Source organism: Rhodocyclus tenuis, from assembly GCF_014197755.1.
Classification (GTDB): Bacteria; Pseudomonadota; Gammaproteobacteria; order Burkholderiales; family Rhodocyclaceae; genus Rhodocyclus; species Rhodocyclus tenuis.
This window is the reverse complement of record NZ_JACIGE010000007.1, coordinates 158530-175837: the sequence shown is the minus strand read 5'-3', so window position 1 is coordinate 175837 and position 17308 is coordinate 158530. Positions and strand designations below refer to the sequence as shown.

Genomic DNA, 17308 nt, shown 5'->3' with positions numbered 1-17308 from the left:
CAGCTCGCGCGAACTAGGACGCAACCCGCTTCTTCAGCAACTTGCCGACGGTTTTCATGAAATACGGTATGTCGAGCGGCTTGGTCAGGTAGTCGGCAAAGCCGGCCGCCCTGCCGCGCTGAACGTCTTCGGGCATGGCGTTGGCCGTCAGGGCAACGACCGGGATCGAGCGCGTCGTTTCGCTCTGGCGCAGGATGTCGAGCACCTTGTATCCGTCCATTTCCGGCAGATTGATGTCGAGCAGGATGAGGTCGGGTTGCCGGCTGCGTGCGAGTTCCAGTCCGCTGCCCGGCGTGCTGGCGGTGATCAGCTTGATTCGCGGCTGGCGGGCAAAGATCTGCGCGACGAGTTTCAGATTCGCCGGGTTGTCCTCGATATAGAGCACGCTGCGCAGCTGCCCGGCTGCGCCACCGCGATCCCTGTCATCAAGGGCTGCCAGCGACTGCTGCTGCAGGTCTGCCGGCAGGCGGTCGAGCGGAAACTGCACCCAGAAGTCGCTGCCTTCGCCAGGGCGACTGTCCACGCCGATCGAGCCCCCCATCAGGATGACCAGCTTGCGCGTGATCACCAGACCGATGCCGCTCCCTTCGATTTCGCCGTACTCGGCGCCCAGCCGGTTGAAGGGCTGGAACAGTCCGGCCTGCTGCTCGACGGAAATTCCCGGCCCGGTGTCGCTGACGTGCAGCCGCAGATAGCCGGCAACGCCGCCTGGCTGATAGTCGCCGCGGATCCGGACGTGTCCTTCCGGGCGGTTGTACTTGATGGCGTTCGACAGCAGGTTGAGCAGTACCTGTTTCAGACGAATGCGGTCGGCGCGAACTACCGCCGGGGTGAGCGTTCCCGGCTGCAAGGCAATGCCGCTCTTGTCAGCGATCGGGCGCAGCAGGCTGCAGCAGTCCTGCAGCAGTTCGGCGCAGTCGACGGCCTCAAGCGACAGCTCCACTTCGCCGGCTTCAACCTTCGCCAGATCGAGCACCTCGTTGATCAGGCCGAGCAGGTGCTTGCCTGCCTTGAGAATCTCGTGCGCGTTGTCGCGGTTGTCCTCGCTCAGTTCGTCGTCGGCCTCGAGCAACTGACCAAAGCCGATGATTGCGTTCATCGGCGTGCGCAACTCGTGGCTCATGCGCGACAGGAACTCGGATTTCGCCCGGTTGGCCGAATTGGCCGCCGCGACCGCCCGTTGCAAGGCTTCCTGCCGCGCCAGTTCGTCGCTGTAATCGACAAACATGTTGAAGCTGTGCAGCAATTGCCCCGTTGCCTGATCGAAGATCGCGCTGATCGTGCTCAGGCTGACGAACTCGCTGCCATCCTTGCGGCGCAGGCGAATGTGTCCGCTCCAGTTGTCGCCTTTGTTGAGGCTGTCGGTGATCGCGGCAATCAACGGCTTTTCCGCCGCGGCGATACCGATCGAGAAATCCTGTCCCTGAACCTCTGTTGCCGCATAAGAAAGCAGGTTCTCGTACGCCGGGTTGACGTATTCGATGCGCCCGTTGGCGTCGGCAATGCGGATGGCCTTGTCGGTGCATTCGACGACGCGGCGGAAAACGAGCAGCTCCTGCTCGGTGCGTTTGCGCTCGCTGATGTCACGGGACAGCACGATGAAACGCTGTTGTGCCGGATCACAGCCACCGCTCTTGCGCGCCACCGACAACTCGAAGCAGGCCTTTCCCCGTGATCCGTCGAGCCATACCTGATGGCCGTATGAGGTCCCCGTCTCTGCCGCCTCGCGAATCGCCGCCAGCACGGCGGCGGCGACTTCCGCCGGGAAAACCTCGCTCACCAGACGGCCGCGCAGATCGTTGAAGGGCGCGGGCCAGAGATCCCGGTGGGCGAAGTGCTGCTCGTAGTAACGTCCCTCGCCGTCCATCTCGAACAGCGGGTCGGGGATGGCCTTGAACAGCGCTTCCAGCTGCAGCAGCGAATCGCGCAGCGAGGCCGCATCTTCGCGGTAGTGGGTGACGTCAGTCAGCGAGGTGACCGACGCAGTGATGCGGCCGTTGTCGGGATCGAAGATCGGTTCGGCGCAGAGATTGAGCCAGATCCGGCGTCCGTCGGGACGAATCACCCCCATCGTGATGTCACGCTGGCTGGCGCCGCTCAGGAGCGCCGCCAGTGTCGGGCGTTGATCGTAGGAAAAGGGAGTGCCGTCCGGATGGATGGCATTCCAGCGCGGATCATTGGAGTCCTGGTCGAGCAGTTCTTCCCGCGACAGGCCGAGGATTCGCTCTGCCGCCGGATTGCAGTCGATCGCCTGGCCATCCGGTCGATGCAGGATGATGCCGTCGGCGACGGCGGCGACCAGCGAGCGATAACGCGCTTCGCTTTGCGCAAGCGCCTGTTCGGCGTCACGGCTGGCGGTGATGTCGGTGTGGATGGTGAGGTACTTCTCCACCTTGCCGTCGGCGCCGAGCAGCGGAATGATCGTCGCGTTGAGCCAGTATTCGGCGTTGTCCATCGCTAGCCGGCAAAGGTCGCCGCGCCAGACCTGGCCGTCGGCGATGGTGGCCCACAGCGCCGCGAAAAACTCCGGCGGCTGTTTGTTCGAGCGCCCCGCCGATTGGTGCCGACCGATCAGCTCGTCGCGCGGGTAAGCGCTGGCGCGGCAGAACTTGTCATTGGCCTCGCGGATGATGCCCGTCAGATCGGTAATGCAAACCATCGCATGATCGGCCAGCGCCGCCTGCAGGCGCTGCAGGTTCTGCTGCAGCGCCGCGATTTTCTGCCGCGGCCTGTGATAGCTGCTTGCCTTTGGCCGCGACGCGCCGAAGCGGCGTCGCAGGCGATTCGCCGGGCAGCACTCCGCCTCGCTTCCGGGCGAATCATTGCCGGGCTGGGCGGCGTCTGGATGTGGCGGATTCATTGCTGGGACGTCCCTGTCAAGGTGGCGTGATCTGCGGCGCGCTCCCCGTCAGACCAATCGGCGAGCCGGATACGGTGCTGCGCAAGGGCCGCGATGCCGCCAGGTCTATGTTGCAAATTCGTTCGTGCAGGAGCCGGCAGTGGCTGTTTTTGCGGCTTGCTATAGATTTAGAATTATCTAACTTATTTCCCTTATTGGAAGATTATCATGCCTCGCTAGCACAAGTGAATAGGCGGCGGCGCCCACGTTTGCAGCGAGCGTGGGCGGAGCTGAGTTGCGCCAGAAGCCACCGGCCGGATGCCAGGCGTATGATGTTGTTGTGTCTGCCAGCCCAGACTTCTTGCACTCGGAGAAGCTCATCATGCTTGAGCGCTTGCGTGAGCAGTTGGACATGTTCGCGGCGACGATTCCCGGCGTCGTCTATCAGTTCGTCGTGCGGGCCGACGGCGAGTGGGCGTTTACTTACGTCAGTCCGGTTGTGCGGAGCTTTTTTGGCGTGTCGCCGGAAGATGCCTGCGCCGCTCACGAGGCCATGAGCGAATGCGTCGTTCCCGAAGACCGTGCCGCGCATCATGCTTCGGTCAACGAAGCCAACCGCAGGCTGCAGCCTTGGCAGCATGACTTCCGGATACGTTCGCGCAGCGGTGAGTTGCGCTGGCTGCGCGGACAGGCCAACCCGACAGCGCAAGCTGACGGCAGTGTGCTCTGGCATGGCGTCCTCACCGATATCACCGCGTGCAAGCAGGCCGAAATGGCCATGCAGGTCAGCGAAACGCGTTTCCGCAATCTGCTCCATTCCATCCCCGCGGTGGCGGTGCAGGGCTATACCGAAGACGGCACGACGCATTTCTGGAACAAGGCGTCCGAACAGCTCTATGGCTATACCGCAGAGGAGGCGATCGGCCGCAAGCTGCTGGATCTGATCATCCCCGCCGAGATGCGTAACGGTGTGCTTGCCGCCATCCGCGAAATGTTCGCCACAGGGCAGCCGATTCCCGCCGGAGAGCTCTCCCTGATGCGCAAGGACGGCTCACGGGTTGCTGTCCTTTCCAGCCATGCCTACGTACATGTGCCGGGTCAGGCGCCGGAGATGTTCTGTGTCGATGTCGATCTTTCGGAACGCAAGCTCGTCGAGTCGAGGCTGCAGGAAAGCGAACAGCGCTTCAGCCAGTTCATGGAAACTCTGCCGGCAGCGGCCTTCATCAAGGATGCGAGCGGCAAGCTGCTGTTCATGAACCGCTATCTGGCAGATCTCCTCGGCGCGCACGACTGGCAGGGAAAGTCGACGCTTGATCTGCTTCCGCCCGGCGTGGCCGAGGAAATGCTTGCCGACGACGAACGGGCGATGGCCGCCGGCTACCAGCAGATCGAAGAGCAGGTGCAGGGTGCCGATGGCCAGCTCAGGCTCTACCAGACCCACAAGTTCCGCATCAATCGCCAAGGGGCGGCGCCGCTGCTCGGCGGCATCGCGCTCGATATCACCGAGCGCAAACGTCTGGAGGCGCAGATCCGCGAGCTGGCTTTCTACGATCCGCTGACCAATCTGCCCAACCGCCGCCTGCTTTTCGACCGGCTGAGTCTGGCGGCGGCGACCGCCAAGCGCGCCGAGGGAAGTGTCGCGCTGCTGCTGATCGATCTCGACAATTTCAAGTCGGTCAACGATGTGCACGGTCACGATGTCGGCGACTTGCTGCTGCTCGAAGTGGCGCGCCGCATTACCGGTTGCGTGCGCGAGAGCGACACCGTGGCGCGCCTCGGGGGCGACGAATTCGTTGTCCTGCTTGGCGACCTCGACCGCGCGGCGGCGACCGCGGCGGAACAGGCGCAGCTGGTCGCCGAAAAGATCCTTCAGGCCGCCGCTGAACCCTACGTACTGAAGCCGGCAGCGCCCGCTACCGACGTCGAGTGCCGGTGCACCGTGAGTATCGGCATCGCCACCGTCGCCGACGGCGAATTCCGCCAGGGCGACATCCTGCGCCGCGCCGACATCGCGATGTACCGGGCGAAATCTGCCGGACGCAACACGATCTTTTTTCTCGGCGACTGCGCGCCGGCGGCCAGCAAGGCGTTTTGAGCGCTCTCATCGCCGGCTGCGCGCGTGGCCCGGCAAGCCTTGTACGCCGGCAGGTGTTCCGCCTTACCTGCGCAATATCAGGCGCTTGATGGCGTCGCCTGAGTCAGCATGTTATCGTCAATGGAGTACTTGTCCGGATGACGTTCGTGCCGCCGACAGAGACGCTTTCCCCACAGTGGATCAATTCCGCCCTGAGTCGTACGTCGTTCGCCTGGCTGGCGCTCGGCTTCTTGCTGCTGCTGTCGCTCGGCGCCTGGCAATACTCCGCGCACGAAATCGCCCGCAACAACGAAGAGCGCTTCCAGTATCGCGCGCAGAAGCAGACGGAGGTGCTGGTCGGCCGCATGCACGATTACGAACGCGTGCTGCGCGGCAGCGCCGGGCTGTTTGCCGCGAGCGAAACCGTCAGTCGCCAGGAGTGGCGCGCCTACGTCACGCAGTTGCAGCTGGGTCAGTCGCTTCCCGGCATTCTCGGTACCGGTTTTGCAATGATGCTGCCGAAGTCTGCCCTCAGCGCCCACGAGGCGGCGATACGTGCCGAAGGTTTCCCCGATTACCGCGTACATCCGGCTGGCGAGCGCGAGCTGTTCAGCAGCATCATCTATCTTGAACCTGTCTCCGGGCGCAACCTGCTTGCTTTCGGCTACGACATGTATGCCGAGCCGGTGCGCCGCGAGGCGATGGATCGCGCGCGCGACAGCGGCGAGCCGGCACTCTCGGGGCGGGTGCAGCTGATCCAGGAGAACGGCCGCGACGTGCAGCCCGGTTTCCTGATTTACCTGCCGGTCTACCGGAACGGCCGGCCGCAAGACAGCGTCGAGCAACGGCGCCTGGCGCTTGTCGGCTTCGTTTACAGCCCGTTTCGCGCCTTCGATCTGATGCGCAGCATTTTCGGAACGGGCGGTGGCGACCTCGAGGTCGAGGTCTATGACGACAAGGTGCAGCCGGAAAACCTGCTCTACGCGTCGGAGCGCGGTGCGCGGCAGGCACGCCATCAGATCGATCTGCAGCCGGTGATCGCCGGGCATCGGTGGACGGTACGTTTTCGCAGCAGTGCGCAGTTCGAGGCGGATACCGGGAGTCCGCTGCCGATGATGATCCTGCTCGGCGGGCTGGCCTTCGGCGGTTTCCTCTTTTCGGTGCTCTACCTCAATGCGCGGCACCGGCAAGGGATGGAAGCCGCCGCGGCCGAACTGGCGCGACGCCGCGACGAATATCTCACGCTGGTCGAAAACGTTCCGGGAACGGTGTTCCGCTCCGGACTCGAGGCGCCCTGGCATGTGCAGCACATCAGCCGGGGCATCGAAGTGCTCACCGGCGAGCCGCCCGCACGCTTTCTCTCGGGCGAGCTTTCGCTCGGCGGACTGATCGTTGCCGAAGACCGCGCCGAGGTGGCGGCGGCGGTGGCGGCGGCCATCGCCGGCAGGCGCAGCTACGACATCGCCTACCGCATCAACAGCCCCGCTGGCGGCGTGCAGTGGGTCAGCGAGCGAGGGCGCGCCTGGTACGACGAAGCCGGCAAGGCGCAATGGCTGGACGGCGTCATCGTCGATATCACCGAACAGAAAAGCGCCGAGGAGCATCTGCGCGCCGCCTCGCTCTACGCGCGCAGCCTGATCGAGGCGAGCCTCGATCCGCTGCTGGCGATCGGCGCCGACGGCACGATCATGGACGCCAATTCGGCCAGCGGCCGCGTTGTCGGCGTGCCGCGCGAAACGCTGATCGGCAGCGAGTTCAGGCGCTATTTCACCGCGCCCGCGTCGGCCGCGGGTTTCTACCGGCAGGTCTTCGAGCTGGGTTACGTGATCGATTACCCGCTCGCCATCCGGCAGAGTTCAGGCGAGCAGATCGACATCCTGTTCAGCGCGATCATCTTCCGCGACGAGTCCGGCGAGGTCGCCGGCGCCGTCGCCGCCGGCCGCGACGTCACCCGGCTGCGCCGCGCGCAGCTGGAACTCGAGGAAACCAACCGCGAAATCCGTGCGCTGCGGCAAATGACCGATCTGCTGCAGGCAGCGCCGTCGCTCGAAGAAGCCTACACGGTGATCCGCAATTCGATGGATACGTTGTTCCCGCATTCGGCGGGTGCCTGTTTCATGCGTGAGGACGACAGCGAGCAACTGCGCCGGACGGTTTTCTGGGGCGAAGCACAGCCGCCAAGCATCAGCATCGACGTCGGCGACTGCTGGGCCTTGCGCACCGCCCGTACCTACGCGGCGCCGGCGGGGCCGTCGCTGGTGCCGCGTTGCCCGCACAGTGGCGACGAGAGTACGGCCTGCCTGTGCATTCCGCTGCATCTGCATGAGCAGTCGCTGGGCGTCATCTATCTGGGCGCCAGCGCCGCCGAAAGTAGCGGTCTGCACCACGAGCGCCGGCTGCGTCTGGCCAATATGGCGGCCGACAGCATCAGTCTGGCGCTGGCCAATCTGAGACTGCGCGACTCGCTGCGGGCGCAGTCGCTCAGCGATCCGCTCACCGGCCTGTTCAACCGCCGCTTCATGGAAGAGACGCAGGCGCGCGAACTCTCGCGCCTGTCGCGCATTTCGCGGCCGATGGCGGTGGCGATGGTCGACGTCGACCGCTTCAAGGACTTCAACGACGCCTTCGGCCACGAGGCCGGCGACCTCGTGCTGCAGAAGATCGCCGGCGTGATGCTGGCCTTCCGGCGCGGCATGGATGTCGCCTGCCGTTACGGCGGCGAGGAATTCGTGCTCATCCTGCCCGAGATCAGCGTTGACGCGGCGCGCGAACGCTTCGAGGAGTTCCGTCGCGCAATCGCCGCTCTGGCGCTCGAATTCGAAGGGCAGGCGCTGCCCGGAATCACCGTCTCGATCGGCGTTGCCTTCTTTCCGCAGCAGGGGACGAGCTCGGCCGAGCTGATCCGCGCCGCCGACCGCGCGCTCTACGCGGCCAAACACGCCGGTCGCAATCGCGTCGTGCTTGCCGACGAGGCTCAGGCTACGCCAGTCGCCGGCACCTAGCCTTCGCCGTCGCCTGCGGGCAGGCGCACGCAGGCGCGCAGGCCGTCGCGCGGGCTGGCGGCGAGCGCCAGATTGCCACCGTGCAACTGGGCGATGCGCGCGCTGATCGACAGCCCGAGGCCGCTGCCGCCGCCACCGCGTTCGCCGAGGCGCTCGAAGCGCTCAAGCGCGCGCCGGCGCTGCTCCTCGGGAATGCCGGGGCCGTCGTCGTCGACAGTGAGTTCGATCATCGTCGTCGTGCGCAGCAGGGCGACATTGACGTTGCCGCGCGCGTGGCTGATGGCGTTGTCGACCAGATTGCGCACCAGCGCGCCGAGCAGTTCGGCGGCGCCATCGAGGCGGAAGCTCGCACCATGCGCGGTGCCTGATTCGCTGCCGCCAGGCCGGCTGTCGACGCTGGCGAAGCTGATGTCGATGCCTTGCGCCCGGGCGCTGCCGTCGAGTTGCGCGCAGACATCGATGGCCAGCGCGGCCAGATCGATCGGGCGTCGTGGCAGTGTCGTACCCTCGGGGTCGAGCCGCGCCAGCAGCAGCAACTGCTCGGTCAATCGCGTCATGCGGTCAACGCCGGCGATCACCTGTTCGAGCGCGTGCCGCCGTTCGGGTACCGCGGGGTAGCGGCGCTCGGCGTCGTTTTCGGCGCGTAGCGCCACCTGCGCATGCGTTTTCAGCGCAGCCAGCGGTGTGCGCAATTCGTGTGCGGCGTTGGCGGTGAATTGCCGTTCGCTGTCGAGCGTGCGCCGGATGCGCGCAAACAGTGCGTTGAGCGCGTCGATCAGCGGCAGTACCTCGGCCGGCGGCTGCTCGATGGCGAGTGCGTCGAGCGCTTCCGGGCGCCGCGCGGCGACGGCGGCGGTGGCTGCCGACAAGGGACGCAGCGCGCTGCCGACCGCCAGCCAGATCGCCAGCGCCAGCAGCGGCAGCCCGATCAGCAGCGGCATCAGCACGCTTTGCGCCGCCTCGCGCGCCAGCACGTAGCGCAGTTCGTGGCGTTGTCCGACCTGCGCCTGGTAATGGCCGGCAGCGTCGCGCAGGCTGACAAAGCGCCACAGCTCCTTGCCCCACAGGTGTTCGCGGAAGCCGTCGCCGTCAACCAGCGGCGTCGATGGCGCCGCCGCGGAGCGCACCAGTAGTGTCGCCGTCGTTGCATGCCCCTTGCCGTCGGCAAGCTCGTCGGCGTCGTCCTCGTCTTCGAGCCGCCACAGCTGAAAGACGAAATCCGGCGCGCCGCCGTGGCTGACGGCGGCCAGGCTTGCCGGCAGCGCGTCCGGGCGGGCGGCACTGGCGTCGAGCAGGCTGCTCGCCATCTGCGTCATCTGCGTGTCGAACAGTTCGTCGGCCATGTCGTGCGCGCGTACGAAAACGGCGGCAGCGATCAGCCCCCAGAGCACGGCGATCGTCGACAGCAGCAGCCAGAGCAGGCGCCGGCGCAGCGAATAGCCCGGTGCGCTGTCGGCAGCGGTTGCGGTGCTGCTCATGGCGCGTGGTCGATGGTGTAGCCGACGCCGCGCACGGTGCGGATCAGCGTCGCGCCGAGCTTGCGCCGCAGGTGGTGCACGTGCACTTCGACGGCGTTGCTTTCGGGCTCTTCGTTCCAGCCGTAGATGAGGCCTTCGAGACGCGCGCGCGGCAGTACGTGGCCGCGGTTTTCGAGCAGTGCTTCGAGCAGCGCGAACTCGCGTGCGGCGAGTTCGACCGCGGCGCCGGCCAGCGTGACGCGCCGCGCCGCCGGATCGACGCTGATGTTGCCGTGTTCGAGCAAGGCCGCCTGCCGGCCATGGCTGCGCCGGATCAGCGCGCGCAGGCGGGCGGCCAGTTCGTCGAGGTCGAAGGGTTTGACGAGGTAATCGTCGGCGCCACCGTCGAGCCCGGCGAGCTTGTCGGCGACGGTATCGCGCGCGGTGACGATCAGCGTTGGCAGCGCTACACCGCGCGCGCGCAGCTTCGTCAGCAGCGCCATGCCGTCGGGCTGGCCGGGCAGACCGAGATCGAGCACCAGCGCCGAGAATTCTTCGCTGGCCAGTGCCGCTTCGGCGGCGCGGCCGTCCTGCACCCAGTCGGCGGTGAAGCCGGCCTGACGCAGTCCGCTCTGCATGCCGTCGCCGAGCAGGGAGTCGTCTTCAACGATGAGGATGCGCATGTTCAGCAGGCCCGTTCGCTAGTCAGAAAGGGGGTGTTTACCAGCCCATCCACTTCGGGCGGGTGTAGGCCAGCGCCGCCGGCGGCGGCGCAATGCCGTCCGGCGCCGCCGGCTTGAAATGTTCGAGCAGATGGTCGACGAAGGCGCGCAGCTTCGGCGACGGCGCGCGGCTCGGCGCGAAGACCGCGCTGGCGGCGGCGAAAGGCGCGATCACCTGCCAGCCGGGCAGCACCACGCGCAGCGTGCCGCGCGCCAGATCGTCCTCGACGGAGAGGCGCGGGATCAGGCCGAGGCCCATGTCGGCGAGCAAGGCGTCATGCAGCGCATCGCTGCTGTTCACCTGAAAGTTGCCGTCGACCGCCACCTGCACTTCGCGGCTGCTTTCAGCGGCCGTCTTGCCGCCGAGGGCGCGCAGTCGCCACTGCTTGCCGAAGCCGCCGTGACCGTAGAGCAGACAGTTATGACCGGCCAGATCGGCGGGCTGGCGGGGCGTGCCGCGCTGCGCCAGATACGCCGGCGACGCGCAGATGACGAAATCGATGTCGAGCAGGCGGCGCGCGATCAGGCCATCAGGCAGGCGGTCGGCGAGACGGATCACCAGATCGAAGCCTTCCTCGGCCAGATCGACAAAGCGGTCGAGCAGAACGAGCTCGACGCGCATCTCCGGGTAGCGCGCCAGAAAGGAGCGGATCGCCGGCGCCACGTGGCGCGTGCCGAAGCTCACCGGCGCGCTGATGCGCAGCGTGCCGCGCGGCGCGGCATTGAGATTGCTCGCCGCCACCTCGGCCGCTTCGGCCGCGGCAACCATGCTGGCGCAGTGCTCGTAGACCGCGCGCCCCTCGTCGGTGAGGCTCAGTGTGCGCGTACTGCGATGCAGCAGGCGAACGCCGAGCGCCTGCTCCAGCCGGCTGATCTGCTTGCTGACCGCCGATTTGCCGAGGCCCAATTGACGTGCCGCGCCAGAAAAGCTCTTCGCTTCGACAACGCGGGCGAAGATCGCCATTTCGTTGAGATTGGCCAGTGGGTCCATTTGTTTGTTTTCGTTTCCTTTGGGGAAACAGTTTTGTTCCGCCGGGATGGATTGTCAAGGTTTGGCGCCTGCCTAGAATCGGAGCCATCGCCTTGAACACCAAAGGAGCCATTTCATGAACCAAGCCCTGCTGCTCATCGACCTGCAGAACGACTATTTCCCCGGCGGCGCTTTCGAGCTGGAAGGCAGCGACGCCGCGCTGGCCAACGCGGCGCAGTTGCTGGCCGCGGCGCGGCAACACGGCACGCCGGTGATCCACATCCGCCACATTTCGCTGCGCCCCGGCGCCGGCTTCTTTCTGCCGGGAACGCGCGGCGCCAACATTCATCAGGATGTTGCGCCAGTCGCGGGCGAGGCGGTGATCGACAAGCACTTCCCCAACAGCTTCCGCGAAGCGCCGCTGCGCGAAGCGCTGGCGACGCTGGGCACCGGCCGCCTGCTGGTCGCCGGCATGATGACGCACATGTGCGTCGACGCGACGGTACGCGCCGCCTTTGACCTCGGACTGGAATGCCGCATCGCCGCCGACGCCTGCGCCACGCGCGCGCTGGCCTATCAGGACGAAACGATTGCCGCGCAGCAGGTACACGCAGCGTTTCTCGCGGCGCTGAACGGCATCTACGCCGAGGTGTTGCCGACGAGCCTCATTCTCGGAGAGGGCGAGCCGGTCGCGGCGTGACGCGATAGCTGAAAGCCCGAACGCATCCGGCAACGAACTTCGGCGGTTTAGTCGCTGTTGCTGGCCGCGGCCTTGGTTAGCGGTGGTACCGCGTCAGCAATCGGTAGCGGAGGCGCGCTCTGCTGCGGCGCGATGGCGCGAGTCAAAGCGCAGGTCACGGGCGTCAGCACCGATGCCCACTTGCCGCAGCCCGGCGTTGTCGCTGGATGCAGCAAGGCGGCACGGGCGGGAGGGATCGTGCTCATCGCGCTGGCTCCTTCCGGTTGGCCGGTGTCGCTCGCCGGATTGCTCATTCGCCGACGGCGATGAAAGAGAGCTTGATCGGGGCGCCGCTTGCCGGCGCATTGACGCGCTGGCTTTGCCAGACGCCGTCGATCTGGGCGCGGATCAGGTAGGTGCCGGGCGGCAGCCGCAGATAGAGCAGCGGGCCGTCGGCGGTGCCGGCGTGGGCTTCACGCTGCTTGACCAGGCCGTCGACGCGGCTGATGGTGAAGGGCACACCGGCGATGTACGCGCCATGCCGCTCGCTGAACGTCACCTGCACGTTGTAGCTGCCGGCCTGCTGTTGCAGCGCGGTGCGCGCCTCGTCGCCAACGCCGCCACTCACCCACGAATAGCTTTCCTGCGCACTGCTGCGACTGTTGGCACTGGCCGCTGCCGCCACGTCCTCCGCGTGCACCGGCGAGCAATACAGGACCATGAAAATGGTGAGAAAAACCAGAACGGCGATATTGTCGGCAAAGCCCGGCAAGTCGCTGTCGGCAGCGAGAAACAGCCGGCGCTGACGCCGCTCGGCGGTGATGTCGGGAAGAGGTTTGCCCATGATGTGCTCCAGAAATCAATCAGCGGCCGGCGCGGAAATGCCGCTGTCGGGCGCCAGCCCGGTGTGAAGCGGGCCTTCTGATCGTCCGCCGAGTGTCGGCCGCTGCGCAGGCGCGGTCTGTACGTCAGCGCACGTCCGGGGGATTTGTTTGATTGCCGGGGTTCGGCGGGATGTCTCCAGCTAAGCGGCGGTTACTGGTTGTAAAAATGCGGATGGCGTATGCTCTGGATGGTTGTGGTTTGCGGGTCGAATATCTTCTCGGCCATGGGGCGAGGGCGGCAAACGGCCATAAGCAGTCCTTGAGGATTTTGCTCTGAAAGCGGACCTTCGATGCGGTGACCTTGGTGTTCGTATATACAGAAGCCGATGACATGATGAATGCTTCAGCTCCAAGCAAAACAGAGAGTTACAGGCGCACAAGTCCACATATACGTCACCGGGCAACTACATATGTGGCGTTTTTGCCGTCTACTAGACGTTAGGCTTACGCTCATGCGGCAGACAAGAAGATTCCTATGGATTGTGCCTTGTCTTTGCGTGGTACTGGCTTTGCCAGTCATTGCAGATACCGACGTTCGGTTGGCTAACACAATCAACATTTCGTCCAAGATTTCCGCAGTTGGTGGAATTCCAGCATCAGTTCGCATAAGCGACGTATCAAGCGACGCGTCAGTGGTCGTCGGAATGTTCAGCCAGGACAAAGATCGATTAGAAAAATGGCATGTATTCCGCTATAGCAAAACAGGCGGGATCGAGAATCTTGGGCAGCTTGCTAAAAATATAAACAACCTATGTATCTCCGCTGACGGGGCTGTGATCTGGGGCAGCTTCTTTGTCAAAGACGAAGGAAGTCGGCTTTTCCGACATACACAGTCAGGTGGAATTCAGGACCTTGGTACGCTCGGCAGAACTTCGATAACTCCCTATGCTGCGTCCGCTGACGGTTCGGTAGTTGTTGGAAGCTTTCTACATTCGACAACGCCGGAAAGGAAGCCGATCTACCATGCCTTCATGTACTCCGAAGCGCATGGGTTTGAAGATCTAGGCGCTATGGGTGGAGAGTCTGCCTTTGCGCGCGGTGTCTCGGCCGATGGTGCAGTGATTGTTGGAAATGTTCAGGTGCCCAACGGGAGTGGCTATGCTTTTCAATATTCGCGCCGAGATGGCGCAAAAAGTCTGAGTTCAGTTAACCGTAAGGTTACTTTCGCAACCGGCGTGTCCAAGCAAGGCTTAATAGTCGGAACCTATTTTGCATCTCTCGACTTTTATTGGCAGAAGTACCGTAACCACGTATTCCTATATTCGCAGTCCGGTGGCTTCAAGAAGCTGGGGGCAATGGGGGGTACTTCAGTTGGTGTGGTTCGTGTTTCGCCGGATGCAGATCAAATCGTCGGAAGCTACACAAATTCAACGCGTGATTCCTATGTATACACTGCGGCCATTAAGTAAGCCTAACAACACCGTGAAAAAAATAAAGTGATCGAAGAACAAAACCAAGCAATTGAGATACGTACCGAGCCAAATCCGTGGATCTATTTGCCACCACTACTCCTCGCTACGAGTACCATTCTCTCCCAACCCAATATTTTTGGTTTAGTTATCTTTCTAGCTATTTTTATGGCACTAGCAGCATGGTGGCTGACTCGAAGCAATTCCGTTCGGATTTTGTTTGACACCAAACAGGCGATATTCTTCAATTCACCACTAAATCCGTTTCATAAAAACAGAGTGGTGTCATTGGCCGGGTACTCTCGTGTATGTGCCAGCCCGTTTTACTTAAATGGCGGGTGGTCAATTGACTTGAGCGGGCCGAGAGGTGAGCATCTTTTGCTTGCTCGAATTCCTTCTTCACCTTGGGCACCCACACTTCATGATGACTACGCTCGATCTCTATGCGTCAAGATTGCATCCGGGCTGCGAATAGCCGATGGAGGAGGAGGTTGAACGACGTAGTTCAGTTTTCTCGTAACCCCTTCGAGTCATTACCGCCTATCTCTAACCTTCTTCTTCAGAGGGATTTTCCGCCGGCAAGCCGACTACGCGCCTCTGATCTAGCACGTTGAATGACCGCTTTTCACAGGCGCCGATAGCCGCTTTGGGTCGATTGTTGCCCGTCACGTACCAGACCACGCGCGCCAGTACAGCCGCAAGCTGCCCCGACTTGCCCCGGCAAGGCGCTTGACGCATGCTCGGGCGGATCAGGAGGGAGATTGCGCGATGACTTCCCGCAGAAACTTTGTCTTTGGCTCGCTGGCTGCCGTCGGTGGAGCGGCATCCCTGTCGGCGTGCTCGGCGCTGACGCGCAACGAAAGCTACGCCGATGTCGCGGAACGCACCTGGCGTCACGGTGCTGTCGTCGCCGGCGACAAGGCCGCGCTGCTGTGCGAGCTGGTACGTTGCGCCACGCTGGCGCCATCGAGCCATAACACGCAGTGCTGGCAGTTCCGCCTTGAAGAAAGTGCTGTCTCGATCCTGCCCGATCTTTCGCGGCGCTGTCCCGTCGTCGATCCGGATGATCACCATCTCTTCGTTTCGCTCGGTTGCGCGGCCGAAAACCTGATCCAGGCGGCGTCGGCCAACGGTCTGCACGCGCATGCCGAATTCTATGCGGCGAGCGCTAACGCCCTGCGCCTCGATCTGGAAGCGACGAGGCCGGTGGCCTCGGCACTGTTCGAGGCGATTCCCGCGCGCCAGTGCACGCGCGGCGACTATGACGGGCAGCCACTCAGCCGGCAGGAACTGGCGCTGCTCGAGCTGGCTGGTAGCGGCGACGGCGTGCGGGTGCTCCTGCTCAGCGAGAAACAGGCGCTGGAGCAGGTGCTTGAATATGTCGTAGCGGGCAACACCGCGCAGATGAACGATCCCGCTTTCGTCGCCGAGCTGCGCAAGTGGCTCCGTTTCAGCGGCGACGAGGCGGTGCGGACCGGCGACGGCCTTTACGCCGCGGCCTCGGGCAATCCGTCGGTGCCGGAATGGCTGGGCAGCCTGCTCTTCGGAACCTTCTTCACGCCGAAAAGCGAGAACGACAAGTACGCCCGGCAGGTACGGAGTTCAGCGGGCATCGCGGTGTTTGTCTCCGATGCCCCCGGCCCGGCGCAGTGGATCGAGGTCGGGCGCTGCTACGAGCGTTTCGTCCTGCAGTCGGCCGCCTTGGGCATTCGCAACGCAATGCTCAACCAGCCGGTCGAGGTGTCGCAGCTGCGGCCGCAGTTTGCTGATTTCCTCGGGCTTGGCGGGCGCCGGCCCGATCTGGTGGTGCGTTTCGGGCGCGGCCCGAAGCTGCCTTCTTCGCTGCGCCGTCCGTTGCCGGCGGTGCTGGTCTGAAGTTCCTTCCCGGTGTGGTGGCTCGCCGGGGAAACTCGTCAGCCGCAGCTTCATTGCCGCCTCCGGCATGCTGCGTTTCGCGCTCTACCGGCGTAGCCTGATCGCTATCGAGCACGACCGATCAGCTCAGCAACCCGCAGAGGAAGCGAAATGAAACAAGAGCGAGGCTTCGCAACGCTTGCCGTCCACGCCGGCGAAGTACCAGACCCGAACACCGGTGCCTCGTCGCCGAATCTGGTGATGTCCACCACCTACGTGACCGACCCGGACGTCTCCTTTTCGGCCGAGGATTTCGGCGAGAACACGCCCTTCATCTACACGCGCTGGGGCAACCCGACCATCGCGCAGCTGGAGCAGAAACTCGCCAGCCTCGAAGGCGCCGAGGCGGCCATCGCCTTCGCCAGCGGCATGGCGGCGAGCACCGGGCTGTTGCTGCAGTTCCTGCTGCCCGGTGACCACCTGATCATCGCCGACGTCAGCTATGCCGGCGTCGCCGAGTTTGCCAAGGATTACCTGCCGGCGCGCGGGATCGAGGTTTCCCGCGTCGATCTGTCCGATCCGCAGAACCTGCAGCAGGCGCTGCGGCCGAACACACGGCTGGTCTATGCCGAAACGCCGGCCAACCCGATCCTCAAACTGACCGACATCGCCGCCGTTGCCGCCATCACCCACCAGGCCGGCGCCCGGCTGATCGTCGATTCGACCTTTGCAACGCCGGTGGCGACGCGCCCGCTCGCGCTCGGCGCCGATTTCGTTGTGCACTCGCTGACCAAATACATCGGCGGCCACGGCGATGCCATCGGCGGCGCGGTGCTCGGCCGTGCTGCCGATCTGGCGATCCTCAGGAAGGAAGTCAGCATTCACCTCGGCGGCATCATCAGTCCGTTCAACGCCTGGCTGATCTTGCGCGGCCTCGCCACGCTGCCGATCCGCATGCGCGCGCACGAAGAGAACGCACTGGCGCTGGCGCGCTGGCTGGAGCAGCACCCGCAGGTGCAGCGCGTCATCTATCCGGGGCTGGCATCGCACCCGCAGGCGGACCTCGCGCGCCGGCAGATGCAGAACTTCTCCGGGATGATCAGCTTCCAGGTCAAGGGCGACGCCGCGGCGCTGGCGCGCCGCTTCGCCGAGCGGCTGGAAGTCATCCACTACGCCGTCTCGCTCGGCCATCACCGCAGCCTGATCTTCTATCTGTCCACCCGCGACATGCTGCGCACTTCGTTCATGCTGAGCGAAGCGCAGGAAGCGACCTACCGCAGCTTCGCCGGCGACGGCATCTTCCGCTTTTCAGTCGGGCTGGAAGACGCCGCCGACCTGATCAGCGATCTTGAGCAGGCGTTTGCTTAGCGAATGACTGAATTATTCAATTCGCCTCGCTGCCTGCCCATCGCAAAGAG

General features: G+C 64.3%; 13 protein-coding genes. 7 read left to right on the top strand and 6 right to left on the bottom strand.

The features are described 5' to 3' along the window. Positions 1–13 precede the first annotated feature (13 nt). On the bottom strand, positions 14–2860 hold the full coding sequence (locus GGD90_RS10950) for a PAS domain S-box protein (RefSeq protein ID WP_153116786.1): 2847 nt from the start codon (positions 2858–2860) through the stop codon (positions 14–16). 361 nt (positions 2861–3221) lie between these two features. Between GGD90_RS10950 and GGD90_RS10945 the strand changes: the two genes are divergently transcribed. Both GGD90_RS10945 and GGD90_RS10940 read left to right on the top strand, forming a co-directional pair. After that, positions 3222–4934 carry a sensor domain-containing protein gene (locus GGD90_RS10945; RefSeq protein ID WP_153116785.1) on the top strand — a complete coding sequence of 571 codons (1713 nt, stop codon included), beginning with the start codon at positions 3222–3224 and terminating at the stop codon, positions 4932–4934. Between the two features lie 146 nt (positions 4935–5080). Next, positions 5081–7915: a CHASE domain-containing protein gene (locus GGD90_RS10940; protein WP_184415115.1), complete on the top strand. Its 2835-nt coding sequence runs from the start codon at positions 5081–5083 to the stop codon at positions 7913–7915. Here GGD90_RS10940 and GGD90_RS10935 read toward each other — a convergent pair. From GGD90_RS10935 to GGD90_RS10925, 3 genes are read right to left on the bottom strand one after another with little or no spacing between them, the layout of a single operon-like run. Then, positions 7912–9393: an ATP-binding protein gene (locus GGD90_RS10935; RefSeq protein ID WP_153116783.1), complete on the bottom strand. Its 1482-nt coding sequence runs from the start codon at positions 9391–9393 to the stop codon at positions 7912–7914. The genes GGD90_RS10940 and GGD90_RS10935 overlap by 4 nt on opposite strands. Next, on the bottom strand, positions 9390–10055 hold the full coding sequence (locus GGD90_RS10930; RefSeq protein ID WP_153116782.1) for a response regulator: 666 nt from the start codon (positions 10053–10055) through the stop codon (positions 9390–9392). Before GGD90_RS10930 ends, GGD90_RS10935 begins: the two co-directional genes overlap by 4 nt. A 37-nt stretch (positions 10056–10092) precedes the next feature. After that, on the bottom strand, positions 10093–11085 hold the full coding sequence (locus GGD90_RS10925) for a LysR family transcriptional regulator (protein ID WP_153116781.1): 993 nt from the start codon (positions 11083–11085) through the stop codon (positions 10093–10095). 115 nt (positions 11086–11200) lie between these two features. Between GGD90_RS10925 and GGD90_RS10920 the strand changes: the two genes are divergently transcribed. Further along, a complete protein-coding gene (locus tag GGD90_RS10920; RefSeq protein ID WP_153116780.1) occupies positions 11201–11764 on the top strand; it encodes a cysteine hydrolase family protein in 564 nt (187 codons plus the stop codon). A gap of 47 nt (positions 11765–11811) precedes the next feature. Here GGD90_RS10920 and GGD90_RS10915 read toward each other — a convergent pair whose 3' ends face one another. Both GGD90_RS10915 and GGD90_RS10910 read right to left on the bottom strand, forming a co-directional pair. Further along, entirely contained in the window at positions 11812–12009 is a 198-nt protein-coding gene (locus tag GGD90_RS10915) for a hypothetical protein (RefSeq protein WP_153116779.1), read from the bottom strand. 44 nt (positions 12010–12053) lie between these two features. Beyond that, complete coding sequence (locus GGD90_RS10910) at positions 12054–12587, bottom strand: hypothetical protein (protein WP_153116778.1); 534 nt, start codon at positions 12585–12587, stop codon at positions 12054–12056. Between the two features lie 684 nt (positions 12588–13271). On the opposite strand from GGD90_RS10910, the gene GGD90_RS10905 reads away from it, so the two are divergent. The 4 genes from GGD90_RS10905 (at position 13272) to GGD90_RS10885 (ending at position 17258) form a co-directional block, all read left to right on the top strand. Next, positions 13272–14036 (top strand): hypothetical protein, encoded by a 765-nt coding sequence (locus GGD90_RS10905; RefSeq protein WP_153116777.1) that lies wholly within the window; start codon positions 13272–13274, stop codon positions 14034–14036. A 27-nt stretch (positions 14037–14063) separates the two neighbouring features. After that, complete coding sequence (locus GGD90_RS10900) at positions 14064–14531, top strand: hypothetical protein (RefSeq protein ID WP_153116776.1); 468 nt, start codon at positions 14064–14066, stop codon at positions 14529–14531. A gap of 273 nt (positions 14532–14804) precedes the next feature. Further along, positions 14805–15911 carry an Acg family FMN-binding oxidoreductase gene (locus GGD90_RS18040; protein ID WP_228273726.1) on the top strand — a complete coding sequence of 369 codons (1107 nt, stop codon included), beginning with the start codon at positions 14805–14807 and terminating at the stop codon, positions 15909–15911. Positions 15912–16061: 150 nt separating this feature from the next. Continuing rightward, the gene (locus GGD90_RS10885) at positions 16062–17258 is read left to right on the top strand and encodes a trans-sulfuration enzyme family protein (RefSeq protein ID WP_153116773.1); all 1197 of its coding nucleotides are present in this window, start codon (positions 16062–16064) and stop codon (positions 17256–17258) included. The last annotated feature ends 50 nt before the right edge of the window (positions 17259–17308 follow it).